The organism is Rahnella sp. ChDrAdgB13, assembly GCF_017655185.1.
GTDB classification, from domain to species: Bacteria; Pseudomonadota; Gammaproteobacteria; order Enterobacterales; family Enterobacteriaceae; genus Rahnella; species Rahnella contaminans.
The window spans coordinates 1-24,162 of sequence record NZ_JAEMGT010000025.1 but is presented as its reverse complement, the minus strand read 5'-3'; the positions used below and the strand labels follow the sequence as shown (position 1 = coordinate 24,162).

At 52.5% G+C, this 24,162-nt stretch carries 33 protein-coding genes; 11 read left to right on the top strand and 22 right to left on the bottom strand.

Translation table 11 applies throughout. The features are described from left to right. The first annotated feature begins 15 nt into the window (after positions 1-15). Genes J8X26_RS08820 through uraH form a run of 8 tightly spaced genes read left to right on the top strand, consistent with a single transcriptional unit; the run spans position 16 to position 6,259 of the window. A complete protein-coding gene (locus J8X26_RS08820) occupies positions 16-807 on the top strand; it encodes a transporter substrate-binding domain-containing protein (protein ID WP_152324668.1) in 792 nt (263 codons plus the stop codon). 24 nt (positions 808-831) lie between these two features. Next, on the top strand, positions 832-1,497 hold the full coding sequence (locus J8X26_RS08815; RefSeq protein WP_152324667.1) for an amino acid ABC transporter permease: 666 nt from the start codon (positions 832-834) through the stop codon (positions 1,495-1,497). Positions 1,498-1,499: 2 nt separating this feature from the next. Then, positions 1,500-2,150: an amino acid ABC transporter permease gene (locus J8X26_RS08810; protein ID WP_208950697.1), complete on the top strand. Its 651-nt coding sequence runs from the start codon at positions 1,500-1,502 to the stop codon at positions 2,148-2,150. Then, complete coding sequence (locus J8X26_RS08805) at positions 2,150-2,902, top strand: amino acid ABC transporter ATP-binding protein (protein ID WP_095923152.1); 753 nt, start codon at positions 2,150-2,152, stop codon at positions 2,900-2,902. The genes J8X26_RS08810 and J8X26_RS08805 overlap by 1 nt, the downstream gene beginning before the upstream one ends. Positions 2,903-2,920: 18 nt before the next feature. Then, positions 2,921-4,159 (top strand): alanine--glyoxylate aminotransferase family protein, encoded by a 1,239-nt coding sequence (locus J8X26_RS08800; protein WP_208950690.1) that lies wholly within the window; start codon positions 2,921-2,923, stop codon positions 4,157-4,159. After that, a complete protein-coding gene (gene hpxK / locus J8X26_RS08795) occupies positions 4,159-5,433 on the top strand; it encodes an allantoate amidohydrolase (RefSeq protein ID WP_208950689.1) in 1,275 nt (424 codons plus the stop codon). The genes J8X26_RS08800 and hpxK overlap by 1 nt, the downstream gene beginning before the upstream one ends. Further along, positions 5,430-5,927: a 2-oxo-4-hydroxy-4-carboxy-5-ureidoimidazoline decarboxylase gene (uraD, locus tag J8X26_RS08790; RefSeq protein ID WP_208950688.1), complete on the top strand. Its 498-nt coding sequence runs from the start codon at positions 5,430-5,432 to the stop codon at positions 5,925-5,927. Before hpxK ends, uraD begins: the two co-directional genes overlap by 4 nt. Continuing rightward, positions 5,924-6,259 (top strand): hydroxyisourate hydrolase, encoded by a 336-nt coding sequence (uraH, locus tag J8X26_RS08785; RefSeq protein WP_165058596.1) that lies wholly within the window; start codon positions 5,924-5,926, stop codon positions 6,257-6,259. Before uraD ends, uraH begins: the two co-directional genes overlap by 4 nt. Before the next feature lie 13 nt (positions 6,260-6,272). Here uraH and J8X26_RS08780 read toward each other — a convergent pair whose 3' ends face one another. Next, positions 6,273-7,541, bottom strand: a complete 1,269-nt coding sequence (locus J8X26_RS08780; protein ID WP_208950687.1) for a glutamine amidotransferase — start codon at positions 7,539-7,541, stop codon at positions 6,273-6,275. Between the two features lie 212 nt (positions 7,542-7,753). On the opposite strand from J8X26_RS08780, the gene J8X26_RS08775 reads away from it, so the two are divergent. Both J8X26_RS08775 and J8X26_RS08770 read left to right on the top strand, forming a co-directional pair. Beyond that, the gene (locus J8X26_RS08775) at positions 7,754-8,260 is read left to right on the top strand and encodes a DUF1993 family protein (protein ID WP_208950686.1); all 507 of its coding nucleotides are present in this window, start codon (positions 7,754-7,756) and stop codon (positions 8,258-8,260) included. Between the two features lie 297 nt (positions 8,261-8,557). After that, positions 8,558-9,832: a nucleoside deaminase gene (locus tag J8X26_RS08770; protein WP_152324660.1), complete on the top strand. Its 1,275-nt coding sequence runs from the start codon at positions 8,558-8,560 to the stop codon at positions 9,830-9,832. 87 nt (positions 9,833-9,919) lie between these two features. Here J8X26_RS08770 and J8X26_RS08765 read toward each other — a convergent pair whose 3' ends face one another. The 19 genes from J8X26_RS08765 to J8X26_RS08675 all read right to left on the bottom strand — a co-directional run bounded on the left by J8X26_RS08765 (position 9,920) and on the right by J8X26_RS08675 (position 21,934). Further along, positions 9,920-10,693, bottom strand: a complete 774-nt coding sequence (locus J8X26_RS08765; protein WP_152324659.1) for an amidohydrolase — start codon at positions 10,691-10,693, stop codon at positions 9,920-9,922. Next, complete coding sequence (locus tag J8X26_RS08760; protein WP_208950685.1) at positions 10,681-11,841, bottom strand: pyridoxal phosphate-dependent aminotransferase; 1,161 nt, start codon at positions 11,839-11,841, stop codon at positions 10,681-10,683. The genes J8X26_RS08765 and J8X26_RS08760 overlap by 13 nt, the downstream gene beginning before the upstream one ends. Positions 11,842-11,938: 97 nt before the next feature. Then, on the bottom strand, positions 11,939-13,210 hold the full coding sequence (locus J8X26_RS08755; protein WP_208950684.1) for a site-specific integrase: 1,272 nt from the start codon (positions 13,208-13,210) through the stop codon (positions 11,939-11,941). A 29-nt stretch (positions 13,211-13,239) separates the two neighbouring features. Further along, positions 13,240-13,491: an excisionase family protein gene (xisR, locus tag J8X26_RS08750; protein WP_208950683.1), complete on the bottom strand. Its 252-nt coding sequence runs from the start codon at positions 13,489-13,491 to the stop codon at positions 13,240-13,242. Positions 13,492-13,706: 215 nt separating this feature from the next. Continuing rightward, on the bottom strand, positions 13,707-14,234 hold the full coding sequence (locus tag J8X26_RS08745; protein ID WP_208950682.1) for a hypothetical protein: 528 nt from the start codon (positions 14,232-14,234) through the stop codon (positions 13,707-13,709). Further along, the gene (locus J8X26_RS08740) at positions 14,234-14,656 is read right to left on the bottom strand and encodes a hypothetical protein (protein ID WP_208950681.1); all 423 of its coding nucleotides are present in this window, start codon (positions 14,654-14,656) and stop codon (positions 14,234-14,236) included. The genes J8X26_RS08745 and J8X26_RS08740 overlap by 1 nt, the downstream gene beginning before the upstream one ends. Before the next feature lie 238 nt (positions 14,657-14,894). Further along, the gene (locus tag J8X26_RS08735; protein ID WP_208950680.1) at positions 14,895-15,644 is read right to left on the bottom strand and encodes an ead/Ea22-like family protein; all 750 of its coding nucleotides are present in this window, start codon (positions 15,642-15,644) and stop codon (positions 14,895-14,897) included. Next, on the bottom strand, positions 15,637-15,789 hold the full coding sequence (locus J8X26_RS08730; RefSeq protein WP_208950679.1) for a hypothetical protein: 153 nt from the start codon (positions 15,787-15,789) through the stop codon (positions 15,637-15,639). Before J8X26_RS08730 ends, J8X26_RS08735 begins: the two co-directional genes overlap by 8 nt. After that, positions 15,782-16,324 carry a hypothetical protein gene (locus J8X26_RS08725; protein ID WP_208950678.1) on the bottom strand — a complete coding sequence of 181 codons (543 nt, stop codon included), beginning with the start codon at positions 16,322-16,324 and terminating at the stop codon, positions 15,782-15,784. Before J8X26_RS08725 ends, J8X26_RS08730 begins: the two co-directional genes overlap by 8 nt. Next, the gene (locus tag J8X26_RS08720; protein WP_208950677.1) at positions 16,321-16,701 is read right to left on the bottom strand and encodes a zinc-finger-containing protein; all 381 of its coding nucleotides are present in this window, start codon (positions 16,699-16,701) and stop codon (positions 16,321-16,323) included. Before J8X26_RS08720 ends, J8X26_RS08725 begins: the two co-directional genes overlap by 4 nt. Positions 16,702-17,004: 303 nt before the next feature. Further along, positions 17,005-17,685, bottom strand: a complete 681-nt coding sequence (locus J8X26_RS08715; protein WP_208950676.1) for a YqaJ viral recombinase family protein — start codon at positions 17,683-17,685, stop codon at positions 17,005-17,007. Next, complete coding sequence (locus tag J8X26_RS08710; RefSeq protein ID WP_208950675.1) at positions 17,682-18,611, bottom strand: recombinase RecT; 930 nt, start codon at positions 18,609-18,611, stop codon at positions 17,682-17,684. The genes J8X26_RS08715 and J8X26_RS08710 overlap by 4 nt, the downstream gene beginning before the upstream one ends. Further along, on the bottom strand, positions 18,608-18,883 hold the full coding sequence (locus tag J8X26_RS08705) for a hypothetical protein (RefSeq protein ID WP_208950674.1): 276 nt from the start codon (positions 18,881-18,883) through the stop codon (positions 18,608-18,610). Before J8X26_RS08705 ends, J8X26_RS08710 begins: the two co-directional genes overlap by 4 nt. Beyond that, a complete protein-coding gene (locus tag J8X26_RS08700) occupies positions 18,880-19,083 on the bottom strand; it encodes a hypothetical protein (protein ID WP_208950673.1) in 204 nt (67 codons plus the stop codon). Before J8X26_RS08700 ends, J8X26_RS08705 begins: the two co-directional genes overlap by 4 nt. A 94-nt stretch (positions 19,084-19,177) precedes the next feature. Next, the gene (locus J8X26_RS28045; protein WP_208950672.1) at positions 19,178-19,318 is read right to left on the bottom strand and encodes a protease FtsH-inhibitory lysogeny factor CIII; all 141 of its coding nucleotides are present in this window, start codon (positions 19,316-19,318) and stop codon (positions 19,178-19,180) included. 17 nt (positions 19,319-19,335) lie between these two features. Further along, positions 19,336-20,370 (bottom strand): hypothetical protein, encoded by a 1,035-nt coding sequence (locus J8X26_RS08690; RefSeq protein ID WP_208950671.1) that lies wholly within the window; start codon positions 20,368-20,370, stop codon positions 19,336-19,338. Between the two features lie 126 nt (positions 20,371-20,496). Next, positions 20,497-20,682 carry a DUF551 domain-containing protein gene (locus tag J8X26_RS08685; protein ID WP_208950670.1) on the bottom strand — a complete coding sequence of 62 codons (186 nt, stop codon included), beginning with the start codon at positions 20,680-20,682 and terminating at the stop codon, positions 20,497-20,499. Positions 20,683-21,136: 454 nt separating this feature from the next. After that, positions 21,137-21,412 carry a hypothetical protein gene (locus tag J8X26_RS08680; protein WP_208950669.1) on the bottom strand — a complete coding sequence of 92 codons (276 nt, stop codon included), beginning with the start codon at positions 21,410-21,412 and terminating at the stop codon, positions 21,137-21,139. 225 nt (positions 21,413-21,637) lie between these two features. Continuing rightward, positions 21,638-21,934: a transcriptional regulator gene (locus tag J8X26_RS08675; RefSeq protein ID WP_208950668.1), complete on the bottom strand. Its 297-nt coding sequence runs from the start codon at positions 21,932-21,934 to the stop codon at positions 21,638-21,640. A gap of 477 nt (positions 21,935-22,411) precedes the next feature. Between J8X26_RS08675 and J8X26_RS08670 the strand changes: the two genes are divergently transcribed. After that, complete coding sequence (locus J8X26_RS08670; RefSeq protein WP_244370440.1) at positions 22,412-22,615, top strand: DUF2767 family protein; 204 nt, start codon at positions 22,412-22,414, stop codon at positions 22,613-22,615. Positions 22,616-22,843: 228 nt separating this feature from the next. On the opposite strand, the gene J8X26_RS08665 is transcribed toward J8X26_RS08670, so the two are convergent. Continuing rightward, positions 22,844-23,899 (bottom strand): ParA family protein, encoded by a 1,056-nt coding sequence (locus tag J8X26_RS08665; RefSeq protein WP_208950666.1) that lies wholly within the window; start codon positions 23,897-23,899, stop codon positions 22,844-22,846. A 123-nt stretch (positions 23,900-24,022) separates the two neighbouring features. Next, on the bottom strand, positions 24,023-24,162 hold a 140-nt coding region (locus J8X26_RS08660), incomplete at its 5' end, for a DUF3024 domain-containing protein (protein ID WP_208950696.1).

Below are 24,162 nucleotides of genomic sequence, written 5' to 3'. Positions count from 1 at the left end.
CACCGGAGATAATCTATGAACATGAATAAACGGCTCTTGGCTTGGGCAGGTGCGGCAATGCTGGTGCTTCAGGCATCCGGCGTGATGGCCGATCAGTTGCAGGATATTCAGAAGCGCGGCGTGCTGCGCGTGGCCGTACCGCAGGATTTCCCGCCGTTTGGTTCGGTGAGCAAGGATTTGCAGCCGGAAGGTTATGACATCGACATGGCGCAGTATCTGGCCGATAAGATGAAACTTAAGTTGCAACTTGTTCCGGTCACCAGCGCCAACCGCGTGCCTTATCTGCAAACAGATAAAGTCGATCTGGTCATTTCCAGCCTCGGCAAAAATGCTGAGCGCGAAAAAGTGATCGACTTCAGCAACGCTTACGCACCGTTTTTCCTCGGCGTGTTTGGCGCGCAGGGTGACAAACTGGCGGATCTGAAAGAACTGTCCGGTAAAACCATCGGCGTGACCCGCGGGGCGGTGGAAGATCTGGCGCTGACCGATGTGGCACCAAAAGACGCCAAAATACAGCGTTACGAAGACAACAACACTACGCTGTCGGCATACCTGTCCGGTCAGGTGGAATACATCGCGACGGGTAATCTGGTGGTGGCAGCGGTGGCCCGTATGAATCCGGCCAAAGCCCCGGTATCGAAAGTCATGCTGAAAGATTCGCCGTGCTACGTCGGACTGCGTAAAGACGAACCGGCGCTGAAAGACAAAGTGAATGAACTGATCGCCGAAGGCATTAAAGATAAGACGCTGAACACGCTGTCTGAAAAATGGATGAAGGCACCGCTGCCGGCCTCCATCGGCGCGTGATCAGGGCTTTGACGGAGTATTTTCATGACCTATCAGCTTAACTTTAGCGCGCTGTGGCCTTACATGCCGGAACTGCTGGCCGGATTATGGACCACCATTGAGCTGACGGTACTGGCGACGGCTGGCGGTGTGGCAATAGGGATTTGCGGCGCGGCCATCCGCTGCGGCAACCATAAAATTCTGCGGACTGTCTGGGGCATGTATGTCGAAGCCATCCGTAATACGCCGTTTGTTGTGCAGTTATTTTTCATCGTCTTTGGCCTGCCTGCCATCGGCCTGAAGATGACCGCCGGTGAAGCGGCGTTGCTGGCGATGCTGATTAACCTCGGGGCTTACAGCACCGAAATTATCCGCGCCGGTATTCAGGTGACGCCGAAAGGCCAGTGGGAAGCCGGACGCGTGCTGGGATTAACCCGCAGCCAGACATTCCTGCGCATCGTGCTGCCACCGTCGCTGAAACGTATTTATCCGTCGCTGGTCAGCCAGTGCATTATCGTGATGCTCGGATCTTCCGTGGTATCGCAGGTGTCCTATGAAGAACTGACGTTTGCGGCGAACTTAATTCAGTCGCGCACTTTCCTCAGTTTTGAAGTGTATCTGGTCACCACGTTATTTTATTTGTTGTTATCGGTTGCGATGCGTCAGCTGTTGCTGCTGGCCGGACGCCGGGTCTTTGGGAGTGAAAACTGATGATGACTTTCACCGACTGGGACATTGTGCGCAATCTCCTGCTGGCGGCCCGCTGGACCTTGCTGCTGTCGCTGACCGCATTTATTGGCGGTACGCTGGTGACCTTGCCGCTGCTGTTGCTGCGCCTGGCTAAACGCCGCTGGCCGACGCGTTTTGTGCGTCTTTATTCCGAATTGTTTCAGGGTACGCCGCTGCTGATGCAGCTGTTCCTAGCGTTTTTCGGGCTTGGCCTGTTTGGTATCAATGTTAGCCCGTGGACGGCCGCCGCGCTGGCGCTCACGCTCTACACCAGTGCCTATCTGGTGGATATCTGGAGTGGCAGTATTGCCGCGTTACCGAAGGGCCAGTGGGAAGCGTCGCGCTGTCTGGGGCTGAATTTCGGCCAAACGTTATGGCGTGTTATCACCCCGCAGGCGCTGCGGATTGCCATCGCGCCAACCGTCGGGTTTTCCGTGCAGGTGGTGAAAGGCACCGCGCTGGCCTCAATTATCGGTTTTGTCGAGCTGACCAAAGCCGGAACCATGCTCAACAACGTGACGTATGAGCCGTTCAAAGTGTTCGGATTAGTGGCGCTGGGCTACTTCCTGATGTGCTATCCGCTGTCGCGTTACAGCCAGCATTTAGAAAAATCATTGCGTGGAGAGAAACAGTAATGCCACTGATCACCATCAATCAGGTTCAGAAGTTTTACGGTCAGAACCACGTGCTGAAAGGCGTGGATCTGGATATCGACAGCGGCGAAGTGATTTCGATTATCGGCCGCAGCGGTTCAGGGAAAAGCACGCTGTTGCGCTGCATGAACGGGCTGGAAGGCTATCAGGAAGGCAGTATCAAACTGGGCGGAATGACCATCACCGACCGCGATTCTCAGGCGCGCGATATCAGCCGTTCCGTCGGCATGGTGTTCCAGAGCTTTAATCTGTTCCCGCATATGACTGCGCTGGAAAACGTCATGCTGGCGCCGCGCCGCGTGCTGAAAAAGTCCGCCGCCGAATGCCGGGAACTGGCCGCGCAGATGCTGGCGAAAGTCGGACTGGCAGATCGTATGGATTATTACCCGTCGAATCTTTCCGGCGGCCAGCAGCAACGCGTGGCCATTGCACGCGCACTGGCGATGAACCCGAAAGTGCTGCTGTGTGATGAAATCACTTCCGCACTGGATCCGGAATTAGTCGGCGAAGTATTGAAAGTGCTCGAGCAACTGGCGAAAGAAGGCATGACGCTGGTGCTGGTGACGCATGAAATGAATTTTGCCCGTGAAGTGGGCGACCGCGTGGTGTTTATGCATCAGGGCACCGTGTGGGAACAGGGCGAAAGCCGCGCGCTGTTTGCTAATCCGCAAACTCCCGAGTTAAGACAGTTTATCGCATCCGTACGCGGCCTGAATGAGGCTGCTGCAAGCTAACAGTGTAAAGGATTAACTATGTCAGATTTCATCTCTCCCGGACAAATCAACCCGCCAACCCGTCTGCTGATGGGGCCGGGGCCAATCAACGCCGATCCGCGCGTGCTGCGGGCGATGGCGAGCCAGCTGGTCGGGCAATATGACCCGGTGATGACCGGCTACATGAACGAAGTGATGGCGCTGTACCGCGCGCTGTATAAAACCGAAAACCCGTGGACCTTACTGATCGACGGCACTTCACGCGCAGGTATCGAAGCCGTGCTGCTTTCCGGTATTCGTCCGGGCGACAAAGTGCTGGTGCCGGTGTTTGGCCGTTTCGGACATCTGCTGTGTGAAATCGCCCGCCGGTGCCGCGCCGAAGTGCATACGATTGAAGCGCCGTGGGGTGAAGTGTTTGACCCGCAGCAAATCGAAGATGCGATTAAATCAGTAAAACCGCGCTGGCTGCTGACCGTGCAGGGCGACACGTCCACCACCATGCTCCAGCCGCTGGAACAACTGGGTGAAATCTGCCGCCGTCACGGCGTACTGTTCTACTCCGATGCGACGGCGTCGTTTGGCGGTAACCCGCTGGAAACCGACGCGTGGGGGTTAGACGCGGTGTCTGCCGGTTTGCAGAAATGCCTCGGCGGCCCGTCCGGCAGCTCGCCGGTCACCATTAGTCCGCGCTTTGAAGAACAAATCCGCCGCCGTAAATGTGTCGAAGAAGGGATCCGCACCGCCGATCACGCCGACGGCGACGAAGAGATGATCTACTCCAACTATTTCGATCTGGGCATGATCATGGATTACTGGGGCCCGGAACGTCTGAATCACCATACCGAAGCCACCAGCATGTTGTTTGCCGCCCGCGAGTGCGCGCGCATCATTCTGGAAGAAGGGCTTGATAACGGCATCGCCCGCCACGAACTGCACGGCGGCGCGCTGCTGGCGGGGATTCAGGGAATGGGGCTGGAAGTGTTCGGTGACCTTAACAACCGCATGAACAACGTGCTCGGCGTGGTTATTCCGCAGGGCGTTCACGGCGAACAGGTGCGCCAGATGATGCTTAACGATTTCAGCATTGAAATCGGCACGTCATTTGGTCCGCTGGCCGGGAAAATCTGGCGTATCGGCACCATGGGTTATAACGCGCGTAAAGACTGTGTGTTGCAAACGCTGGTGGCGCTGGAAGCGGTGCTTCATCGTCTGGGCTTTGCGTCGAAATACGGCGCAGGGGCGCAGGCTGCCTGGGATCATTACGCAGGAGGTCAGTAATGGCAGAAGCCTTTACGCTGGCTGCGGTTTCCGAAAGCGCCAAACTGGCTGCTGAGCGGGTGATGGCGCGCTGCGACGCACTCGCCGCCATCAGCGAAACACCGGGACAGCTGACCCGCGTCTATCTTTCCGCCGAACATTTACAGGCCAACCGTCTGGTGGGCGAGTGGATGGAAGCGGCCGGTATGCGCGTCTGGCAGGACAGCGTGGGTAATATTTGCGGACGTTATGAGGGGCGTGATCCGTCGGAGCCCGCCATCCTGCTCGGTTCGCATCTCGACAGCGTGCGTAACGCGGGAAAATATGACGGTCCGCTCGGCGTGCTGACGGCGCTGGAATTTGTGGCACATTTGCATCAGAACGCCATCCGTTTGCCGATGGCGGTGGAAGTTGTCGGCTTCTGCGACGAAGAAGGCACGCGCTTTGGCATCACGCTGCTGGGCAGTCGCGGGCTGACCGGCACATGGCCCGCTGACTGGCTGGAACGTGAGGACGCGCAGGGTATTTCGGTGGCGCAGGCCATGCAGAATGCCGGGCTGGACCCGCTGAAAATCGGCGCGTCACAGCGTGCGGTCAGCGATTTCTGCGCGTATCTGGAATTGCACATTGAGCAGGGGCCGTGCCTGCAATCGGCAAATGTACCGCTGGGTGTGGTGACGGCGATTAACGGTGCGCGACGTCTTAATTGCGAATTTACCGGTCACGCCGGTCATGCCGGAACTGTGCCGATGGGGCAACGTCAGGACGCCCTGACCGCCGCCGCGGAATGGACGCTGGCGATTGAAAACATCACCACGGCCACAGGCCGCAATCTGGTGGCGACAGTAGGCACACTGGAATGCCTGCCGGGCGCGGTGAACGTCATTCCGGGGCAGGTGAAACTGTCTTTGGATGTGCGCGGTCCGCGCGATGATGATCTCTCTGCGCTGCTGGAAACGCTGCTGACGAAAGGCCGGGATATCGCCACACGGCGCGGGCTGACGTTTGCCGCCGAACAGTTTTACGGCATCAGCGCGACAGAGTGCGACGAAAGTTTGCAGCACCGCCTGAGCCAGAGCGTTTTGCATTTACAGGGGCAGGTGATGTCGCTGCCAAGCGGCGCCGGGCATGACGCGATTGCTATCGCCGGATGCTGGCCGGTCGGCATGTTGTTTGTGCGCTGCAAGGACGGCATCAGCCATCATCCTGATGAATCTGTTACTACCGGCGATGTGGCGTATGCGGTGCAGGCGTATATCAATACGGTGCTGAGTTTCGACGGAGGCCATCTGTGACGCCTGAGGAATTTAATGCGCTGTCTGAATTTGAAGCCGTGGCGCTGTTACGCCCGCTGGTGAATATTCCTGCCTGGGCGAAAACGGTCAGCGACGGGCGGCCTTATTCATCTGTGGAAGACGTGCTGCAAGCTGCCGGATCCGCCTGCGAAAACTGGCGGCCTGAAGATATTGCTCAGGCACTGTCAGCGCATCCGCGTATCGGCGAACGGGCGAACGGCAGCGGTAAAGAAGCGCAGCTTTCCCGTGGCGAACAGGCGACGCTCGATATCAGCCAGCAGTCTGTTATTGATGCGCTGTATGACGGCAATCAGCGTTACGAACAGCGCTTCGGGCGGGTATTTCTGATCCGTGCCAGAGGGCGCAGTTCAGAAGAAATTCTTGATAACTTGCAAAGACGTCTGAAGAATTCGCCGGATGCAGAAGATCACGAAACGGCGCAACAACTCAAAGAAATTACCCTGCTGCGTTTAAAGGAGATATTCCAGCCATGACCCGCATTACCACACATATTCTTGATACGTCTCTGGGCCAGCCCGCGGCTGACGTGCGCGTCTGGCTGGAAAGCCTCGACGGGCAGAAAATCACGCGTATCAGCGAAACCCAAACCGACGCCGACGGGCGCGCCGCGAAATTAACGCCGGAACCGGTGGCGTCCGGGCATTACCGTTTGTGTGCCGACATAGGCGCCTATTTCAAAGCAACCGGTCGCGAGACGCTTTACCACACGGCGATCGTTGATGTGATGATCGACGGTGAGCAGGATCATTACCATCTGCCGCTGCTGATCAGTCCGTATTCTTATTCAACGTATCGCGGCAGTTAGATCTTAGTGTTATTCAGCCCATCAGCAGGTGCGGATGCTTTAACCGCACGCTTTGGGTCAGCGCCGCATGGCTGACATCCCGGTCACGATTGCCCTGGCGCACCTGTTGCAGGAACGCCATCAGCAACGGATTCGGGCGCTCGCGGCGCGACATCAGCTCCGGTTGTCCCTGAACACCCATAAAGAACGGATGATTATCCAGTTCCACCGCCTGCGCCTGTAGCCCGCTTTCGTCATAACCTGAAATCAGTAATCCCGAACTTTCCAGTTCCGCCAGTAAATGCGGATTCAGATAGCGGCGCTGGTTGTAACGCAGCGTAAATTCCTCACCCATTTTATTCGCCAGCAGACTGCCGCTGCGGGTGACGACCGGATAATTTCCCAGACGCGGCTGCGCGTGCTCGGCGAGCGGCAGCCCGGTTTGCAAACTGCCCAGCATGGACGGGCCGTGCATCACCACGCTGTCCTGCCCGAGTGTTTTCTGACCCAGCGCCGTCACCATCTGATGCATACCCTGATTGATGCCCAGCACCGGCGTTGCGTTATCCAGTGCCCAGCGGGCGGTCGCCAGCGGGCTGGCCTGGTGATCGCCCGGCGTTAATGTTGCCCCCGGTAAAATAATGCCATCGACGTCGAAAAGCGTGCAGTCGAGCTGGCTGCCCATTAACCCCGCTGTCACATAAACTACGTCAATGTTCATTGCCAGTGCATCGGCGGCGTCTCCCAGTGCAGCGAGCATCGCCGGATAGCTGTCGCGCTGCTCACAAAAATCGCCAACTATCGCCACGCGCAGGGTCTTTCCGGCGCGCATTACCGGCTGTGAAACCGAGCCGAGCGCCCAGCGGCCAAACGCATCGCGTCCCCAGCCGTTACTGCGAATTTTACCGGTATCGCAGTCTTCGAGTTGAAATTTATCCTTATTGCGGACCACGTTTAATGACTCAACGCCGATGCCGTGTCCGGCGATTTCGGCAGCCACCGCCGGGGATAACGGTTCGCGCAGCGGCACCACGACATCCTCCTTAAGTGCCCGATAAATCAGTGATTCCAGACCAGACTCTTCACCCGCACCGCGCCCGGTCAGGCGCTCCAGCCAGACCAGCCCGCTGGTCAGTGCGTGTCCCTGCGCCGTGACGTGCTGACGGGCATTCGGATAACGTTGTGCATCATGACTGACGGGAAAGTGACACAGCGGCAAAGCGCGTAATTCAGCAAGTATCGCTGCCATCGCGCCGTACAACGCAGGTTCGGGCGTGGAGTGTGCAATAAAGGTGATGGTCATCAGGTATCCTCTGTCAGATGTTTTTTGCGGGAGTATTGAATGCAAGAAGCGATCCACCCCGGCCTTCGTTTACATGCTTTGACAAAAAGGGCGCGGTAAGTCGCAAATGCGAATTTAGGCCGCCACGGACTACTACAAAACGCCACGCTGTTTAGAACGGAACGCGCTAATGTATCGCCGGTTGTTCTAACCCCATTCATTAAGGAAGCATCATGTCAGCATCTCTGTATGGCAGTACGGCGGCACAGTTTGTTCGTGGTTTAAAGAATCTTTCAGCATTGCTGGAGAAGGGCGCGGCATGGGCAAAGGAAAACGGAAAATCGGAAGAAGAAGTGCTGAATACCCGTCTTGCCGATGATATGTATCCGCTGGCGCGTCAGGTGCAAATCACCAGTGATATGTCAAAAGGCGCGATCGCCCGCCTGTCCGGTGTGGCAGCACCGGCGATGGAAGACAATGAAGTGACGTTTGCCCAGTTGCAGGAACGTATTGCCAAAACCCTGCGTTTTATCGAAAGCGTGGATGCCGCGAAACTGGAAGGCGATGAATCCCGTGAGATCGTGGTGAAAGGTAAAAATCATGAACTGAAATTCACCGCGCACAGCTACGTCACCACATTTGCGGTACCGAACTTCTACTTCCACGTCACCACCGCCTACAACATTCTGCGCCATCTGGGCGTGAATATCGGCAAGTTTGATTTTATCGGGCAGGTTTAAGTCCGGTTTTATTTAATTACCTGAATCGCTAATTAAATATCCGCCCTGAAATATATAATTCAGGGCGGTATTGTGAAATGTATATTCATCAAAATTATAACAAAATTAATTCCTCTCTGAATATGTTCAGATTTATAAAATAAACCCGGTGCCATCGCTGGCACAACACCTTCCGTTTCTTTAATACAGATGAATTTGTCACGATGCAGTCTCTTTAATTCCGGCGTGTTTATAAAATCACGTTTCGCGAATTACTGAATCTTAATCAATACACTTAATCTAACGGAAGGAATTAATATGTGTAATTGCAACTGTGATTCATTAAAAGCCACAGCGGTTAAAGCGGGCGAAACGTATGTGACCGTCGAAGCGGCGGCCACTGCTGCGGCAGAACAGGCGCTGGTGGCCTATTGCCAGAATACATTCAGCGTCGGCGGTGTCATGCTCGATGCCAGCGGTAATGTGCTGAATGCGATTAATAATAACGTGGTTAAAAATAATATGACCAGTGATCCGACGGCTCATGGTGAACGTCAGTTAATTGACTGGTATTACGCGCAAATTGAAGCAGGCGAGGAAATGCCGCCACCGTCTGATATTACCATCGTGACGTCGCTGGATCCGTGCTGCATGTGTACCGGTTCGATTATTACCGGCGGGTTTAACGTTATTTCTGCCGCTTTCGATACTTATTCAGGTATTAACTGGGATACGCAGGCGGATTTCCCGACGCTTTCGCCTGAGCTGGCTCAGGTGGCAAAAAATACTTTCAGCTATCCGGCAGTTAACGGGAATAACTGTTTCACCCGCGACGCCAGTTCAGCGCCGGTGCCGGCTTTCTTCGCCGACGCCGTTATGGATGTTCAGACGGTAGCACTGTGCGAAACGGCTTTTGACGCCACGCTGACACAGGTTAAAGCCAGCATCAACACGGATTTAACGCCGGACCAGCTGAAAGATATCAAAGATTTGCCTGCCGGTGATCCGGTTGTGGTGGCATTAAAAGCCCTTTACCCGGATGCGCTCAGCTACACCGCGCCATCCCGCGGTCAGCCGGATGAAGGGCTGGCACCTTATCTGATTGCAGCCGCAAATCAGGATATTGCACAGGGCGGCACAGGGAATGCCGTGGCGTTTCTCGATTATTACGGCAACCTGCTGATGTGTTTGTCGGGTAACGAAAAAGCCTCGCTGATTCAGACGGCGTTTTTACTGGTCACCCGTAATTATGCGCAGCTGCGTTATAACCTGCGAAGCAGACTGAGTGACGATGAAGTGTTGCCTTATCTCGCTCACCCTAAATACGGCACATTTGTATTTGCGCATGGTCCGGATGAGTCTTCGCACAGCCTGATTGAACTCGGTGCCTACGGTTCCACCATGGAAGGGGCCTTGCCGCCGGATAATATGAATTCATTCCAGTATGGTGTGCCGACGATTGCACAGGCCGATCTGGATGCCTATTGCCAGAAATTGCCACCGTTATACAGTTCGGAGATCCAGGTTCATCCGCAGCAGGTGACGAACTCTGATCTGATCAACGCACTGATCGCCGGTTTGCCGAAACCGTAATTTTTTTAATCATCATCAATAATTAAAAGCCCACCCGCTGCAAATACAGCGGATGGGCTTTCTGATGTTTATGCGTTGCCGCTTTCTTCAATCGTGAAGCAGGAACGTATCGGAATCACGCCACGCCGGGAAGGCTTCGCGATAATCCTGTAACGCTTCAAGAGACAGTTCGGCGTCGATAATCATCGCTGAGCCTGGCTCGGCGCGCGCCAGCTCTTCGCCCTGCGGATTAATAATCAGGCTGTCGCCGCTGTAGTGATGGCCGTTATCGTCATCCCCGACGCGGTTGCATCCGGCGACGTAGGCCTGATTTTCAATAGCACGCGCGGTCAGTAACGTTTGCCAGTGATGGCTGCGGCGCGCAGGCCAGTTGGCGACGTAGAGCGCGAGATCGTAATCCTGTTTATTGCGCGAATAGACCGGAAAACGCAGGTCGTAACAGACTTGCGGCAGAATACGCCAGCCGCGCCATTCGACGATTTCACGGCGTTTGCCCGGCACGTAATAATTATGTTCGCCCGCCATGCGGAACAGATGGCGTTTATCGTAGGAATGCACTTTGCCCTGCGGCTCGACCAGCAGGAAACGGTTTACCGCGCCTTCCGTCGTGCTCAGCGCCACGCTGCCGCCAATCATTGCACCGAGTTTTTTCGCCCACTGATGCAGCCATTCCACCACGCGTGACTGTGGCAGCGCGCTGCCCGGCGCCTGCATGGCGAAACCGGTGGTGAACATTTCCGGCAGAATAATCAGGTCGCGGCCGGTCAGTGAACCCAGCAGACCGTCGAAATGCGCGAGATTGGCCTCGCCGTCCAGCCACACCAGTGGTTGTTGCAATACGCACAGTTTTAAAGTTGACACAGGCGCTCCGCAGCAGCGTCCAGCGTGGCTTCCTGTTTGGCAAAGCACAGCCGGATCAGTTTATGTGGGAAGGGCGCGGCGCAGAATACCGACATCGGAATGGCCGCAACGCCCACATGTTCAGTCAGCCAGTGGCAGAATGCAACATCGTCCAGATCCGAGACTTCACTGTAATCCACCAGCAGGAAATACGTGCCCTGGCTCGGCAACACTTTCAGACGGCTGTTCGCCAGCCCTTGCGCCAGACGGTCACGCTTGGCCTGATAAAATGCCGGTAATTCCTGCCAGTGTTCCGGCGCTTCACGCAGCATATCCGCCAGCGCCAGCTGAACCGGTGTGGTGATCGAAAACGTCAGATACTGGTGAACTTTGCGCAGTTCTGCGCTGATAATCGCCGGGGCGATACAATAACCCACGCGCCAGCCGGTCATGTGATAAGTCTTGCCGAACGATGACACTGCAATCGCACGTTGGCGCAGTTGCGGGTGGCGCAGCACGCTGGCGTGGCCTTCCGGCGCAAAGCAAATGTGTTCGTATACTTCGTCGCTGAGCACAAAAATGTGTTTATCAGCAATGGTTTGCCAGAGCTGCTCAACGTCGCTGTGGCTCCAGACCGTGGCCGACGGATTGTGTGGCGTGTTGATGATGACAAGTTTCGTGCGGTCGGTTATCTGGTCGGCGAATTCCGCCCAGTTAACCTTAAATTCCGGCGGCTGCAGCTGAATGCGTTTCATCACGCCGCCCGCCAGTTCTACCGCAGGGGCATAACAGTCATAGCTCGGGTCAAACGCAATCACTTCATCACCTTTCGACACCAGCGCGGTGATGGCGATGTACAAAGATTCGGTGGCGCCGGCGGTGATCGTGATGTCGGTATTGGCGTCAGGCGCGTAGCCGTAAATCTGTTCAGTTTTTGCGGCAATCGCTTCACGCAATGGCGCGATGCCGGTCATCGGCGCGTACTGGTTCGCGCCCTGACTGACGTGATACGCCAGACGGTTGCGCAGATACTCGGGGCCATCGAAATCAGGGAAACCCTGAGACAGGTTAATGGCGTTGTGCTTTTGCGCCAGGGCACTCATCTGAGTAAAAATGGTGGTGCCGAGGGAAGGAAGCTTACTTTCGGGGATCAGTGCGGCTGTGCTCATGGCGGGTCAATACTCCTGGACCGGTGCAGATAGCGATGTTGCTCACAATATAACACGATGTTAATAGGTTGGTTTAAATCAATGAAGAATAAGGATATTACCGGAATGACGTTGCGGCATGGGGCATGGGTGGGACATTTTGCATAATTTTGGCGTTAATCAGCTCCACTTGTTCTGAGTTATTTCCTGGCATCCAGTCACCGTAAACCTGATAAAGCATCTGCGGACTTGAGTGACCCATTTGCGACGCGATGAAGTATGGGTTTGCACCCGCCGAAAGCATCCAACACGCAAACGTGTGACGAGACTGATACGGGTTTCGATGCTGTATTCCTGACTTCCTTATCGCTACATTCCATGAATGCCCAATAGAGGAAGATGAGTAGCAAATCCCATTGCGGCCGGAAACAGATCCGAATGATGGGTTGAAAACAAAAGTGCAACTATCCGTCCTCGACTTGCCCCTCTGCCGGGTTAGCACATTCACCTCATGTTTCTTGCCCATTCTCGTTATCTCCTGCTGACTTTTAAGTGCGTGCAATGCATTCACGTTCAGTTGAATGATCCGGTTTGTGCCTGAATCAGTCTTCGGAACGGTAAAAAGTTTCGCCGTTGTGATATTCCTCCTCACGCACAGAGTGCCAGCAACGAGATCAATATCTTCCCAAGCCAGAGCAGCAAGCTCTCCATGCCGGAGTCCAGTATAAACAGCCAGAGTCCACAGGTTCGTAGTCTGGCGACACCGGCAGGCACTTATCAGCCTGTCAAACTCCTCGTTACTCAGTGGTTCAGGCCTCTGTCTTGACGTCTTCAACATCTTCACCGACTCGGTGATATCTGTGTCCACATAACCATTATCCTTTGCAAACCGGAACACGGTTAATGCCTTGGACAAATAACCGTTTACTGTCACTACACTTCTTCCAAATTTGTCTGTGTTTTTGAACTGAGCCCCTTCAAGTAACTCATTTCTCATCACAGACAAGTCCTTCGCTTTAACATCCTCCGCCTTTCTTCCAGCCCCCAGCGCTCGAATTATGCAATCCACTGTGCTTCTATAGCGGATCAGAGAATTATCAGAAATCTCCAGCCTCTTAATGCCAAGCCAAGTATTAAACAGTTTTTCAACTGTCATCCCAGACTCTGGCTTAACCACCTTCGATGAATTTGGGAAGCTATCCTCATAGCTGAAAGTCCCCGTTCTGATTGAATAAACAACTGACTGCCTTAACTCTCCAGCCAGTTTCCTGTTTTTCTGCGTATCTGGTACGCCGAGGGATTCTCTGCATCGCCTTCCCTCATGCATGAACCAAATACGCAGCATCCCGCCATGCACTTCCACACCGGTGGGTATCTGCTTTTTACTCATCACCCTCTCCTCATTGAACCAGACTGCATTTAAGCAGATTTGCGCTCACGGCGCTTGGCCTTGGGTAACTTCTGAATCCATTCGTCTATAAGCTCTCGGTGATAGAAGCAGGGCGCGGTTTCTCCTGGCTCTCCCGAACCTGAAACATGTTTGTATTCACGCCCCTCCATCCAAAGGGTATCGCGAGCGTATTTGATAGTGCTGGACTTGAGGCCGGTGATGGTTATGAGAAGCGATTCAGACACCCATTTATTAGGTGTAATGTGGGTCACGTTATTCATATTTACCTCTGCTATTTACCCTTAGCCACCCGATGAACCCAAACGCAAAGCCATAGCCACACTTCATGACCTGATGGGCATAGTGGCTTAGCTTGGTTGGCGTATTTATCGAGCAACTGACGGAGAGTGTGGTGGTTGTCTTTACTGCGGAGTTCGGTGAGTAGTTTCTTTGCGATGCTTCTGACTGCGTTTTCGGCCTATTCGGCGGTCATGAGCTACTCCAGTTTTACACCGGGGATTTTCCCTGCTGCGATAGCGTCGTAGACTTCCCGGCAAACTGTGCGAGATTGGCCGCTCAACGTTGCGTAAAGCGCATCGACTACCTCATCCCTTGCTACATCGTCAGGTGATCGGATAGGGCGGAACCTGCATTTCTCTGGCTTAAGTACGGGGTCAAGTGGCATCTCAACTTCCTCGTTGAAAATTTTGCTTTTTCCACGAATAACAATGGCTTCCTTCGAAGAGTAGGCAATTTTAACGGGAATGTAAGTTCCATTATCTAGCCACTCGCACTCAACCCCAACAGGAGGCAAGCCTTCGCCATCCCAAACCGGCTCGGTGATTTGTCGGCGCTCGGCGATGATGTAGCCATTTTGGTATACTGTTTCCCTGTCTTTAAAAAGAATGTTCTGATGTATGTATTTTCTCCCGTCAAGAAAATTGCCCTCCCTCATGTTAAGCTGTTTAAGCGGTATAGCACCCTCAAAATCCTTCTCACTGCCTTTGGTAATTTCGTATTTCATTATTCGCTCTCCTTCACGATGCCGCCAGCCGACGCGATTGCTGCATCAACCTGCTCACGCAACGTTGTGTGATGAGGCAAATCCCATTCCTCGCTGTCCTGTTGGGCGTGAAACATTGCGTGACTTCCGTACATCTGAGGGTCGCGAACTTCCACACAGTGGGCACAGAGCCAATCCAAACGTTTTGTATCTGGATGCACGACCGGCTTTTGCGGGGCGGTGAATAGCGGCTGTGGGTTTTTGTAAGCGTCAAAAAACGGTTCGCTGTTGCTAATAATTGTCCCGCAGTCTGCAATGTAAGCCACCGGCACGCCCTGCGCCTCACGGATTGCGGTTAGCTCATCGAGAATGGCAGCCCATACCGTTGAGTCGTTGCACAGCTCGCGAAGTTCTTTCAGTTCTTCAATGCTCAGTTGTTTCATGGTTTTACCTGTTTATTCATGAGATACCGATAGGCGCGGTGCGCGGCCTGTGAGTTTGTGATGTATTCATGCCCGCACTGGTTGCATTTGCAGAGATATGCAGAGCCTTTTTCGCCTAGAAGTGAGACATCCTCCCAACCATTGCTGGGTGACTTTCTTCGCCGCAAGTCTTCGTTCTTTTTGTAACAAGGAACGCACCGCAAATGGCGAGTGCGCCGACAGCTTCCACGCCCTCCCATCACTCCCCCTTAACCGTAAAACCGGCTGCGCGGATTGCGGCGATTGCTTCGATGCGTGAAGCGTTACAGCCACGGACATAACCTTGTTCGTATTCGTCCGGGTCTTGATAGTGGTCGAGAGCGTTATTCAGCACCACCGGATTCGCAAGCTTGGCGCGGAGTGCTTGCAGCTTTTCATATCGTTGAGCTGCAAGTTTTTTCCAAACCAGTAAACCATCACGCTCTTTCTCTGTCGCCTCCAGCTTGGCGCGGAGTTCTGCGACAGTATCGGAAACCTCTTCTACTGCATCGGCAAACTGAAACATATTGCTCCACTCTGGGCGATTACCCGTAGCAGCTTCATACATGTCACTTAGAGCTTGTTCGGCGCTATCACGTTCATCGATAAGCTGCGTTTCGCTGGCGTCGAGTCGGTCACGCTCTTTCTCTGCCGCCTCTGCGCGTTCACGCAGTTCTACCGCCCCACTGTTAGCACATTTAACAGCGACCTCTAATGCGTGCTCTGCCGCCTCTTGCTGCTGGCGTTCTGCTTCGAGCTGGTCGAGTAGGGTGAGGATAGTTGCAGGGTTTGCCAGAGCGATAAATTTGGCATTTTCCTTACAATCGGGACCGGAGCAGGCGGCTACATAATAGTTTGCATTTAGCCCGGCATCTGCAATAACGGAATGCTGTGAATCAGTACACCAATCGCCACACGTGGCCTTAATCGCCGCTTCACGCAGCGCCGCGATATCTGTTTTGTCAGTCATGAGGTTGCTCCTTATTCCTTCGTGCTCGGAGTTCGATAAGCAGCATGAGTAATTCAGTGTCATTCTTATCGCCTTCTGATGCTTCAAGAACATCAATCCAGTCAGCAAGGCCCCCATCTGGTTTGCGTTCGAATTCATCATTCATGAGAGGCATCCTCTACCGCAGCACATGGACCCTCATGACCAGCCGCGCGTGTACACCTCCATCCGGCTGGCGGGATGTTGCACTTCCTCCCAGCGCGCAGATTGGCGGCGAAGATGGATAAAGCCTTCGAAACTTCCCGAAGGGACTCCTCATGCTCATCGCCTTCTTCGATGTGGCTATCGCTCCACGCCTTAAAATCATCCACGCCCTGCGCCTTCCATTCGTTGCGCATCTCAGCGATAGCGGCATCTGTGGCTAGTGTTTCCGTGAAGTGCTTAATCCATGAGTTATATCTATGGTCAAAAACACCCATGGGGCTTCCGCACCCTCCAAGCTTGTGAGGTTCTATCGTTGCCCCACACATACAGTACCGGTTGTCGGAATTCTCAATAATTCCTATTACTGAATCTATCCTTCCATGTAGCGCAGCATTCTCAGCCACCAGCTTCTGATAGTCGTCGTAATCGACCCAATCACCATCCGCACTCTCCTGTAGACCACCAACAATTTGCTTATAGCGTTTTACTTCACTCATAATGCATTCCTCTGCTGGCAAGCTGAGACAACGCGCTCGCACATTTCAATGTTGAACATCCCGATGTGGCAGTCCTTGCCGCTTATTCCTAGTTGTTCCGATAACCAGCCGTATGCCTCAGCACGTTTCATGCTCTTGCTTTTCCATAGCGGGTCGAATGCTGCATGAGCCCTGTTTTTCGCTGAGCGCAATTCTGCATTCGCAAGCCTTCCAAGCGGGACGGCATCACTGTCTTTGTGGCAACCGACATATGCTTTGCATGGAGTGCATGACCAAAACTTAAGAGAGAACAAATCGGGACGGTGAGGGTAGATAGCTTTGCCAGTAATTAACTCCGCTGGCTTGCCGCAGTAATCGCAAATTACTATGCGGGTCATAATGTGTTCCTTGAAAGAGGGTTAGGCTGCCTTAAGCCGACTTAGCTTCATGCGTGTAGATTGCAGAGTGCGGCCTGTTTGGGCGGATGCTTCTTCTGGCGGGAGTGTCTGGGCGATATGCAGGTCTTCCGCTGACCATCGATTCATCGGCTGAGTAGGCTGAATGCCTAACTCGTAAGCCTTCCTGATTACCCCTTCCTCTGTCCTGTTCAGATGCCTTGCTAACTCAGGAAGCGGCATTGTTTTGATATTTATGCTGAGGAATTTAATCTCTGTTGTGAGCCAGAATTTGTAGGGCACGGGTCACCTCCATTGCTCTCCGAACTCAAACCCAATCTCAGCAAGTGCTTCATCCATTTTGCTGATGAACTCCGGCACCATCTCGTCAAATTCATCCATGAACTTCTGGTCACGCTCGACAACAACGTGATGCAGGCCTTCACGCTTCATGCGTGGGTCGTAGTTTGCGAAGTACCAGGCATCCTTGCCGGTGACCCATAGGCTGTACTGAATCTGTGCCATGTACTCAGCCTTGATGGCATCGAAACCGCCAAGCCGGAACTTCATGAATACTGCACTGGTGTAAGGGCTCTTCAATTCCAAGCCTTTCCCGTCGCTACAATCACCATCAGGTGAGCAGGCACAGCGAAGTGTTTCGTCTTTGAAGATGATCGGCACATCGGTAACTTTCACATCAGTGGTGAACTCAAACAGCGACCTTGCTGATGCTTCGTATTCTTTCCCCCACGCCAGAGGCTTTGCATTTACCTCAACCACATTCCCTGTGCAAACCTCACCTAACAACGTGTAGAAGTAGGTGAGCTTGGTATCTGTCCACTTGGTGCCGCTGCGTGGCTTTGAGATGACCTTTCCGGCTTCAGATGCCGTAATTACACCTAGTCTTAGTCGTAGCCAGTCAATGCTTCCCTGCTGCGTGGTGCGGACGTCAATCCCTGTCCGCTGCAAGATGATTTCTGGTGTCATGCGGCTGCCTTCTTCTTCAGGAAGTCCACCACCTTCAGTGCTTCAGGTTCGGTGAGTTGTTCCGGTGATGAGATAGGGCGTTTGAATATCTGCGAGCAAATAGGGAGCAAGTCTGCATCCCATGTTTTATCCATTTGCAGGAGCAATTCATTAATCGCCTGAATGGTGTCGTCGGTGGAGGGTGATATATCCTTTTCCTGCCCGCGTTCCTGGCTAAAGTTGATGCCTTCGCCTCCTTCGGTATTCACGTAATCAACAGCCGCATCCAGACGCTCACGGCGAGGCCAGTATTTGGTGGCCTGTTTCACAACCGTCTTCAGTATCATCTGCTCTTCATCAGTGACCCAAGGGCAGCGCTTACTGTTATCGGTTAGGTATTTCTTCCATGCTTCTGACCGGTCGCGAATTGAGAAGATATCTTCGGCTCGCATGGTGTGTGTCAGGTAGTCGCCTTCATCCGTTTTAACTACCGTGTAAGCGCCTACCACTTCACCGCGCTGCTCAATGGTGTCGAACTCGTTGAATTCATGCGCTGGCGGGCGGTCAATGCTGGTACGCATGAAGCGGTCGTTCTTCCTGACAATCGCCGATTGACACCATTTGATTGCACCTGACTGCTGGGCAATGTGCATCAAGCCCATGTAGCTGATGTCCAGACAGATAGCGCCTTTCCGCGGCACTAAATACGCGAGCTTTTGGGCTGGGTTTAGAGAAATGCCAATCGCTGCAACGTTCATTATCGCGCTGCGGGTCGATACGCTATTCTTTGCTGCCACACCTGCCAGATAGTCATTATTTGCGAATATCTGCATCGCAAACTCTGACTCACGTTTAAAGGTCAGGCTGGGCTCAGAGCAAACCTGTTCGAACTCAGCCCTGAGTGGGTTAACGATGTTAAAGACTTGCTCAACCAATTGCTGGTTCATGCTGCGCTCTCCATTTTCGTTATTCTCCCGTGTGCCTCATGGCTGCTGATTGCATCAATGAATTTTGCGTACTCGTCTTGCGCCCATTCATTGTCCAGAGCGTGAATCTGCTGAGCTGTGAGTTTTGATTTGTCGGCAAATTCGAGAGGTGTTTCAGGGTAGGTTTCTGCAATCTTCATCGTGCGCTGGCGAAGGTCTTCTTCCACTCGTTCGATTGCAGCGTCCAAATCTTCTTGCTGGTCTCTGATGTAGTCGTAGCTGCTGTATCTCATGCTGCGTCCTCCTGTTTCATCACAACCAGATGGCCGCGAGACTCCATGTACTCGCGAATGTTTGCCTCATCCATGAAGGCCAGCATTTCTTTGTCTGGTAGCACGTAGTTCAATTCAGCGCCTTCAACTGTGAGTTTTACGCCGCACCCCATAGTGCCGCCTGAAATCTTCACGTCTGCGCATTCAAAAGTAATATTCATGGTTGCCTCCGATAAAACAGATTCCGTGCCATCTGGAAAAGCATGTCGTCATGGTTGTCTCTGGCTAGTTTCACCAGCAACTGAAGTGCTCTGTTCATATCCATTTCGGATGTCCCGGCTGGTTGAGGATTTTCCACCGGCGCTTAGCGGCGTCTTTGGCGATGTTCCAGATTCGTTCTAGCTGTGATTCTGAGTAGCCCACACAAGGCCACCCAGCTACGCAATAGGTATGCATGGGATACTCCGGTTTAATTAGTAGGTGATTGCGATTGCTGAGACTTGGCCTTTGGCAATGGCTTTAACGCATTGCACAGCACATTCTTCAGTGATGCCGGCAGCGACTAGGTCAGCCACTGCTTGTTGATTGATAGCGCGTTTGTGTTCGACGTTTGCAGCGCGGGCAGCAGCTTCATCAGCGATACGCCTCTCTTCTGCCAGACGATCATCTTCTTTCTGCTTGGCTTTGAGTTGCTCAGCTTCGATAGCTTCCTGCTTCTCGCGTTCGGCTTGCTGTGCCGCTGCTAACCGGTCGGCTTCTGCTTTGGCTGCCGCATCCTTGCGGTCTTGCTCGTCCTTCTGTGCTTGCGCTATGCGGTTACGTTCTGCTTGATCTGCCTGTGCTTTCAAGTCGGCTTCACGTTTTGCCGATGCCTCACGCTCACGTTGAATCTTTTCGTCTGCTTCACGCTGTGCTTGCTCGACAGCCTGACGCTTTAGCTCATCTTCGTGGGCAATGCGCTGGCGTTCTGCCTCAGCATTTTTCTCTGCAATGTCGCGGTCGTACTCATAGTTATCCAGCAGAGCCGTTGCGTGGTCCGCCTCAATTTGAAGGGCGAGTTCTTTAGCTTTTGCCGTATCGAAAGCAGCATTGTCTTTGTCTGCGTCGTCACGCATTGCGTTGTAGGCTTCTTCCGCTGCCTTAGCCTCAGCTTCTGCCTTAAGTCGTGCTTGCTCAGCGTCCCACTCAGCGCGGGGCAGTAAGATTGCATCACGGATTGCATCGCATTCGCGGGTGAACCGGCGAAGCTCATCTTCGGCTGGCTTCACGGCTTCTTTCAGGTGTCGCAGATATGCTCTGCCGGGCTCTTCGATGGTCTTCTTGCTTGAGCCAACTGCGCGAGCCAGAGAGCCGATGCGGTCACGACCTTTCTGTGTGGTGACGTCAGGCGTTTCTTTCGCATACTCACGTATCTGGGCGAGGAAGTGATCCAGCCCGTTAGCAACGTAGAGCGCCGGAGCCTGTTCCGGTTTAATCTCGATAACGGATAATTCGGTTGTTTCGCTCACGGCGATCTCCTTATTCGGGGCAAAAAAAACGACCTCTGAGTTAGAGGCCGAATAGCTACATGACATGAAGTTGATAAGGGGCGCTTATCACGATGCGCACTCAGTGAATGCGCAGCAGGAATGGGCTCACTTAGTTGGTGGCTCAGGCAGCGGCATCCAGTGGGTAATTGCGTTCGGGCAGATATCGCCAGTATCGGGATAGAAATCTTCTTCGGTGTAATGCATTGTCCAGTAAACGCCTTCGGTATCTATGGCGATACACAGGGTGTCTTCATTTGGGTATTGCTCGCTGCACTTAATCCACTTACTCATACTTCCTCCTCAACCTTAATTTCAGCCTTCATTCTGAACTTTGCATACTGCTCATGACTCATTCGAACAGATGAACGTTCTGCTTCATTTTAAGTACGTATTCGTAACCGTTAGCCACCCTAGAAACGTCAAGGTGCTCACCTGTGAGAGTGTTTGTTAATCGCATGGGGATGACTCCGGTGGGGTGTTACTGTCGGTATTTATCGTATCCGAAGATTGAATTCTTCAGCTTCGACAGATAAGAGACTGGGACTATTACGTGGTCTTTCGATACGCAGCGGCGGTAGAAATCAGCATCAGGCTTCATCCCTGAAGGCATATTTTCTTCCCAGTCAGGCTGGTCAAGACGTGATGCAATTCGACCGGAGCGAGAAGTGATGCAATATCCTTTTCGCTTCAATTCCTCTAGGGTCATATCGGTAGTCTCAGTTAGTTATGTGATGCGGGGTGGGGGTTATCGAAGTTCCCAGAAATTGAATTCGTCCAGACCTTCCCGGTCTTGCTCAAAGTAGTAATCCCATACCTCTTGATTCTTGTCCTGACGTACTAGCTGCCAACGCCAGCCCGTGGCGTCTCGAACTCGTCGGATTTTTCTTTTCACCACCTTGCCGATGTCATAAATAACGCCGCCTCCTGAGCCGATCCCGTTGCGCATGACATCAAGATCAACTTCAATGACGCGGTACATTCTGGGTAACTCACTAGCTGCCATTACTTGGTCAAGCGTCATCTCTCACCCCTTAATAACGTGATATGGATGCTCGTATTTATCGCTGCGATGCACCCGTTAAAATTCAACCGTGTTTTGCTTTTTTACTGCCTTACTGATGCTCGCAAATGATTTTTTAAGCTGACGTCTGATGTAGATAATCATCAGACTGAGAACTAGAACCTTGAACCAGCGAGGTGATAGTGGATGAAGTGCGATCATTCGAATTGCTTTAATCATGCATACTTACCTCGCTGTTATTGAATCTGCCACCTTGCGATGACCGGCTGCGAAAATTGCCACCTGCTCAATGCACACCGATCCGGTCTTATGGTCATCACGCTCAATACCGAAATGGCGTAATGCTTTTGGTGTCGCTTTGTACTCTGTAAGAATTACTGCTTTGTAGACTCTCGCTGAGCAACCTGAGAGGCTCAGAGCGACGTTCTTTTCTAACTTGATGTCCTTGCTCGCCTCAGCTGCTTTCGCTGCGTTGTGAGCCGTCATGCGACGTGCGTTATACCTTTGCTTTGAGTTCATCATGTGTTCCTCGGTAAGTGCTTGGGTGATGTGGTGGAGACGGCACCGAGTCGCCACTCTCGCTTACTTCCTGACGCCCTGTTTTTGTATTGGCAAACAACTATCTGCCCAGCCGGTTTTCAGGTCTTATCACACTGCTAGCGTTGCACCTCGCTTGAGGACACCACCACCACATCCCGAAGCACTTTCCTTCGGTCTCCTGATTTCAGGAGAAGTCATATTGTTAAAGAAGCAGCTGAGCATCTTGCCCGGCGTGGCTGATTGTTCCGTCTGCCACATCGATGTTTCGTTTCGATGGATTGATAATAGCTTTAGCGATTGTCATGGTCAATCGTAAAAGCGATATTAATTGCCGATAAAGCGATAATTGTGTGATTGATAAAGGAATTTATTTTCACTTTCCCCCGCCGTCGCCACCGCGCATCTCAGAATCAGGGGCTAAAATGTGCTAGATTGGGTGAAATTTAAGCGGGGGTGGCTATGTACTCGAAGGATGCGGATGCGATGTACGATGAAATGTGCAGATTGATAGGGGATGTAGTGCTGACAATGCATGACTTTGGCATTGAGCCTAAGCATATTGTGATAGCGGACATGTTGAGAACGGCGCTGGCTAGTGATGCAGAGAGACCGGAGTTTATGGTTAAGGCTATGAAGCTGGCAATTAAGACGCTTGAAACGTAGTGCAGGAGAAGCATAAAAGTGCAGGAGCAGGGATTTAGTGCAGGTGGTGCAGGCGGCAGCGCGAGCTGTTTTATCAGGAATTGGGATCTAGGATTAACTAATTGAAATTATTGGGATAGGTATATTTCGCGTTTCCGTAAGTCATTGATTTTAGCGTCAGCGCATTAAATTTGGGATCACGCTATTACAGGCACAAAAAACCCGGCTCGGTGGCCGGGTTAGTGATGGCTACAGGCTTTCAACTAATGTTTTTATGGCAGAGCCATACCTCTCTAGAGGTTCATTGTTAATCTGTGGTTCCGTGTCATGAATCTGATATCTTCCTGGGGTGATATCAAATAATGGCCTACCAAGATGCGATGAAACAATGGCCACAGAATGGTTATCAGGAACGGTAAAGGTTTTTAAATCCCCGCCCTGAAAAGCCGTTGGTTTATTCTTTCTCAGGTTTTCAGCTCTCGACAAAATTTCATCAAACATTGCAGAGAAAGCCTTGCTTGCTCGTTTGTCATATTCTGTTGAGCGATTGAAAACTAATGAGTGAATCACGGGCACTGCCAGTCCAAAATGAAGGCATCTGTCATAGAAATTGACTGACCTATAATCGTTTTGAACGCCAACTCCATATACCAATTGGCTCAAATTATCGACCGCTCGGGCTGAAGAACCATCACTGGAGCAGGGGACGATAATTGCATTAGAAGCAATTAAAGAAAGTTCTGTATAAGCCGAGAAGCTAGGGTTGCAATCAATAAAGCACACCGTGTCCTCTATGCCTTGTTGTTGGGCGCAAGCAACGAGAAGATCGCGGAGCCAAAGATGAATGCTTTTCCAAGAATCAACAGGTAGATTAACGCTGCTAAGTTGGTTAATAACCTGAGCCTGAACCTCCAAACTAGGATCACCTGCGATTAAGAACACATTTTCTGGTATATGTGAATTGATCTGAGAAACAGGAATCAGGAAGCTAGTTTCAGCTCCTGTTAGCATGTGAGGGCTTCGTGTCCGGCGATCGAAATAGCCACCGATTGTTTTCCTTTGCTGAATTAAAGCTGCCAAGCGAGAGGCCCCAGTGCCATTCCCACCTAACAAAATTTCAGAAAGATTAGCCTGAGGGCACATATCAGCGAAGATCACACGCTTCTCTGGATTCTGCCTAGCGTACTCGGTTGCCATGGCAAAGGACAGGTAGGTTTTCCCCACCCCTCCCTTATTGTTCCAAATAGCATAAGATTTCATAGTATCTTCGCCGCCTTGCGTAGTTTTAATTGCTGTTGTAGTCATTTTACATGCTCTCCATGAACATTAAAGGAGTAATGATTAACTTTTTAATTTTTAAGGTAAAAATAACTTGAATCTGCTGTTCAGACATCTCCACGACCTCGCCCGAACGTCTCTTCAGGCCACTTAGCCAAAGAAGCAGCCGTGAATATCATCACGCACTTGGTTAAGCGCTGCGGCGAGGGTTATTTCTGCCGAGTACAGCTCCCACTTCTCGCTAGCCCGCATCCAGTAAAGGTTCCAGACTTTCTGCGTGCGAACGTAGG